This is a genomic window from Roseomonas acroporae (assembly GCF_023223525.1).
Classification (GTDB): Bacteria; Pseudomonadota; Alphaproteobacteria; order Acetobacterales; family Acetobacteraceae; genus Roseomonas_E; species Roseomonas_E acroporae.
In genome coordinates this window covers 1-4,357 of the sequence record NZ_JALPRX010000186.1, presented here as the reverse complement: position 1 = coordinate 4,357, position 4,357 = coordinate 1, and the positions used below count along the sequence as shown (strand labels likewise).

Annotated in this window: 5 protein-coding genes; all 5 read right to left on the bottom strand. The window is 70.1% G+C overall.

All coding sequences use genetic code 11. The annotated features are described in order from the left end of the window. Positions 1-134 precede the first annotated feature (134 nt). Positions 135-476: a hypothetical protein gene (locus tag M0638_RS27650; RefSeq protein WP_248670178.1), complete on the bottom strand. Its 342-nt coding sequence runs from the start codon at positions 474-476 to the stop codon at positions 135-137. Between the two features lie 436 nt (positions 477-912). Beyond that, complete coding sequence (locus M0638_RS27645) at positions 913-1,251, bottom strand: hypothetical protein (RefSeq protein ID WP_248670177.1); 339 nt, start codon at positions 1,249-1,251, stop codon at positions 913-915. After that, complete coding sequence (locus M0638_RS27640) at positions 1,248-1,637, bottom strand: hypothetical protein (RefSeq protein WP_248670176.1); 390 nt, start codon at positions 1,635-1,637, stop codon at positions 1,248-1,250. Before M0638_RS27640 ends, M0638_RS27645 begins: the two co-directional genes overlap by 4 nt. Then, the gene (locus M0638_RS27635) at positions 1,634-2,344 is read right to left on the bottom strand and encodes a terminase small subunit (RefSeq protein WP_248670175.1); all 711 of its coding nucleotides are present in this window, start codon (positions 2,342-2,344) and stop codon (positions 1,634-1,636) included. The genes M0638_RS27640 and M0638_RS27635 overlap by 4 nt, the downstream gene beginning before the upstream one ends. Before the next feature lie 464 nt (positions 2,345-2,808). After that, the gene (locus tag M0638_RS27630; protein WP_248670174.1) at positions 2,809-4,047 is read right to left on the bottom strand and encodes a tyrosine-type recombinase/integrase; all 1,239 of its coding nucleotides are present in this window, start codon (positions 4,045-4,047) and stop codon (positions 2,809-2,811) included. Between the last annotated feature and the right edge of the window lie 310 nt (positions 4,048-4,357).

Genomic DNA, 4,357 nt, shown 5'->3' with positions numbered 1-4,357 from the left:
CGATCAAACGGATCCACCGATCACGATCGACCGGATTACGCAGGCGCACACCCGGTGCCGCGCCGGGTCCTCGGACCAGAAATGGTGCGCCGGCTCCGCCACGCCCAGGCACCGGACACGATGCAGGGTGAACGTCACCCGGCCCGTCGGCGGTACGGCAGGGTCATCGTCCAGCACGCGGTCGCCGGGGCGCGGCCCCGGCGCGGCGCGCGGGAAGCCTCGCCCGGCGTGCCAGTCGGTGCGCCGAGGCGGTGGAGGCGGTTGCGCACGGCGCAGAACGACACCCCCATCCGCTCGGCGATTTCCTCCCGCAGCAGGCGCTCCGGGCCGGTGCGGGCATAGAGCGCGAGCAACTCCGCGTCGCGGGCCGGCGTCCAGAACGGGTACGCCGCGGCATCGGCGGCATCGGCGGCATCAGCGGCCCCCGTCTCCCCATGGACCTCCGGCGGCGTCTCGGCAGCGGCGTTCGGCAGCATTGTGGATGGGTACGTCCCTGCGCCCGGGAGGAGCGGCACGCCGGCGGAGGGCATCGCCGCGGCGGTTGTCGTCAGGCCGGCAGCAGCACCGGGAGATCCATGCCCAGGTCCCGAGCCGGCACCCGCCGCAGTGCCTGACGACACGGCGAGGATGGTACGATGGCAGGTTGGGACTCCACGGGGAGGCATGACGACGGACCGTGCGGAGGAGGTGCTGCTGTCCGAGGTCACGTGCGGATTGCCCGGTGTGGCCTACTGGCCAAGCTGGGCGCTACACTCGGCGCGCTGCTCTGGACCGAAGCCTTCCGATCGCCCTGTCCGGCTGAGAATGTAGGGGCGTTTGGAAGCGGCTCCGGCGAGCCGGTCGCCGTCGAGGAGGTCTCCCTCGGCCAGAGCAGCTCAAGCCCGCCTTTCCCGCAGATCCTGCCACCTTCGCTCAGGTCCGCCCCTCCCGCACCGCCTGCGCCACCCGCTCGCGTGCCGCGTCCAGACGCGCCGCCAGGGCCTCGTTGACGTTCACGTTGGCCTCCACCGACACCCGAGGCTTGCCCCAGCCGCGATCCAGCAGCGCCACGCAGGCCGCCACCCGCGCCGGCGGCGGCATGGCCTCGTCGCCGGCGATCGTCGCCAGCGTCTCGATGGCAGCCGTGGTGTGCGCCCGCGCGGCCTCCTCCACCTCCACCATCGCCTTCGACCGCCCCGACGGGTTGCCCGACTGTCCGGGCATGAAGCCCCGACCCGTGATCCCGCCCAGCATCCGCCCGCTCTCGCTCATGCCACGCTCTCCGAGACTGCGACGCCCCGCCGCGCCTGGACGGAGGCCAGCAGCTCGGCCTTGAGCGCCTCGCACTCCTCCTCCGACGGGCCGGGCGGCGTCCGTGCCTCCATCGCCGGCGTCCACCGGCCCCACTTCCGGATCAGGCGGTTGATCTCCCAGCGCAGATCCTCGTCGCTGGCCCGCCGCACCACCGCGTGCGCCTCGGGATCGTCGGCCGCCAGGCTGTGCGCGTAGGCCTCGGCCACCGCCTCGGGCCACCGCCGTCGGGATCGGTTGCGCCACCGCCACCAGCCCACGCGAGGCACGCCGTTCCAGGGCGCCGAGCCACCACCGTCCAGCCGGTCCAGCCGCGCCATCAGCCGGCCGTTCGTCACGCTGCTCACCGCCGTCCCTCCGTGCCGCGCTCGACCTCCAGCTCGGCGATGCGCCGGGCCAGGTCCTCCGTCTCGATCGCCCGCCGGTGCGTCTCCACGATCGACGCCACCGCCTGCCCCTCCTCGGGCGTCAGGGTGCCCGCGCTGACCGCCGCGGCGATCCGGCCGAGCGCCACCACCACGTCGGCCGGCTTCGTGATCTCGGGCATCTCGAACCGCACCGGCCGGCCGCGCCGCTCGGGCCAGGCGCGCTTGGCCAGCGCTTCCAGCGCCGGTCCCTTCGGCCACAGCCGCACCTCGGCGACGTGTTCGACCTCGCCCTCGCCGAGACGGCGTGTCGTTACCTTGAGCGACTGCACCGCGGCGGCGGTGTCGTCGTCCCACTCGCAGGGCGGCAGCAGGCTGGTGCCGTCGAAGATGCGCCGCACGTCGGCCCGTGCGATCCGGACCAGCTCGCGCACGATGTCGTCGGCTGCCACGGCGGCACGACCCAGGCGCTCGCCCTCGGCGGATCGGATCGCGGCGTGGATGACTACATTCGACAGCAGCCGCGACCCCTCGCGGTTCGCCGTGTCCGCGCTGTAGCCGGCCCGGATCGCCGCCTGCGTCGCGTTCAGGTCCGTCAGGTACTCGGCCACGAACCGACGCTGCCGGGGCGTCAGCGTGTCGCCGGCCTCGTCGCTCGCCTCGCCCTGGTCGGTCGGATCGGTCGGCACCCTGCGTTCACCCCTCGGCCGTGCCGCGGCTCATGCCCGCCGGTCATGGGCGCGAGGCTAGGGGCAAGCCGGCGCGAGACTCCGCAGCCGTGTCGTTGGTGGACGTTGCTGCCAACAGCGAAGGCGCGAGCGGAGGCAGCAGCGGTTCCGACCGGTTCCGACCGCATCAGCATAGCCCTGCTGGAGACGCGCGCTCGGCGCTGCGTCGGCGAAATCGTTCCGGTTCCCACCGGTTCCCACCCCGGTTCCCACGTTTCCCACCACGCAAACCATTGGTATTGTTCAGGTTCCCACCGGTTCCCACGGTTCCCACCGAAATGCAGGATACCCCCTGGCTGAAAATGAACATTCGAGGCGCCGTGCAAGGGAGTGGCAGGGGCCTGTCAGAGGCGAGTGAGGGGAGGTGCAGGCTGTTTCAGGAAGGAAGAATGGAATTCTTGGAAACGATATACGTGACGCGGAACTCAGCATTCCTGCTCCTGCATCTGCTTCCAAACCTCGCCTGCCACCCGGTCGGCCGCGGCAAGCAGCGTCGTGTCCGGCATGTGGGCATAGCGGGCTGTCACCCCCGGCACCTTGTGCCTGAGCAAGCCGGCGATGGTCAGTTCGGAGAACCCCAGCCCTGCCGCAGTGGCAGCGAAGCTGTGGCGCAGGACGTGAACCGTCACGCCGGTCAGGCCAGCGCGGGCGCAGAGCCGATCCAGGACGTTCGGCAGGCCGACCAGGTGCCCATCGCCCCGCACCGCCGGGAATGCCCACAGGCAGCCTTCAGGACGGCTCACGGAGGCCAGCACCGCCAACGCCGGGGCGCCCAGCACGCACAGTTCGATGCGGCTCCCCACCTCGCGGGCCCGGATGCCCTTGCTGTCGCGGAAGCGGATGCAGCGCGTCTCGGTGTCCACCCAGGCCAGCGGCAACGTCAGTACCTCCGATCGCCGGCAGCCGGTCAGCAACAGAAACTGCGCCGCTGCGATCGCGACCGGGTTCTCGCCATCGTCCAGCGCCTGCCGCATGGCGACGCCGAGGCGGGCGATCTCGGCCAGCGTCAGGAACCGCGTCTGCTTACCCTCGGGCAGCCGCGCCACCCCGCGCGCCGGGTTTTCCTTGATGATCCTGCGGCTCTTGGCGAACTCCAGGATGGTCCCGAGCATCCCGATCGTGCGGGAGGCAACACCCTTGCCGCCGGTGGCTTGCCCTCCTCGCCCCTCACCCCGTGCCTTGGCGGACTTCCCGATGGCGATGTCGGTCTGCAGCTTCGCCACGTCCTCGGCGGTCAGGCTAGGCACGGTGAGGCGACCGATCAGCGGCTTCACGTGCGTCTCGATGCGGCTGCGGTCCATGGCCAGGGTGGAGGCCTTCACCCGTTCGGCAGCGTCCTGCAGGTAGAGATCGCACAACTCGGTCACCGTCATAGCGCCACGCTTGGCATGTCGTTCGGCGGAAGGGTCCGCCCCCTTGGCGGCATCGGTCAGCTTGTCGCGTGCCTGCCGACGTGCCTCTTCTGGAGTGAGCGTGCCGACACGGCCCAGCACCAGCTTGCGCTGCCGCCCTTCCCCTGTGCGGTAGTAGACGAAGTAGGACGCAACCCCGGTCGGCATCATCCGCACGCCAAAGCCCCTCAACTCCGTGTCCCACACCATGAGTTCTCGGCCTGCAGGGCTGGGCTGGAGGGTATCCACGATCCGCTTGGTGATCTTCGGCATGACGCGCTCATCTGCTTCCGTGGATGCTCCCGAAAAGGCCACGGAAGCAGGGCGGAAGCAGAAGGGAGCAAACTCCATCCGATTCGGGCAAACCAAATCCAACCAAAGCGAAGCTATATCAGTGTGTTGTGCCCATCTCGGGCAAACTCAGGGTAACGTTGGAAAGCAATGGAAAATCAACCACCCCAAGGTTGCCAAGGTTGGGGTCGAGGGTTCGAATCCCTTCGCCCGCTCCAGTCGGTCTCCTCACAACCTGTCTCTCCTGGTAAGCGTCCGGCCTCCATCGCCTTCCCTGGCCCCTGACGTGCGT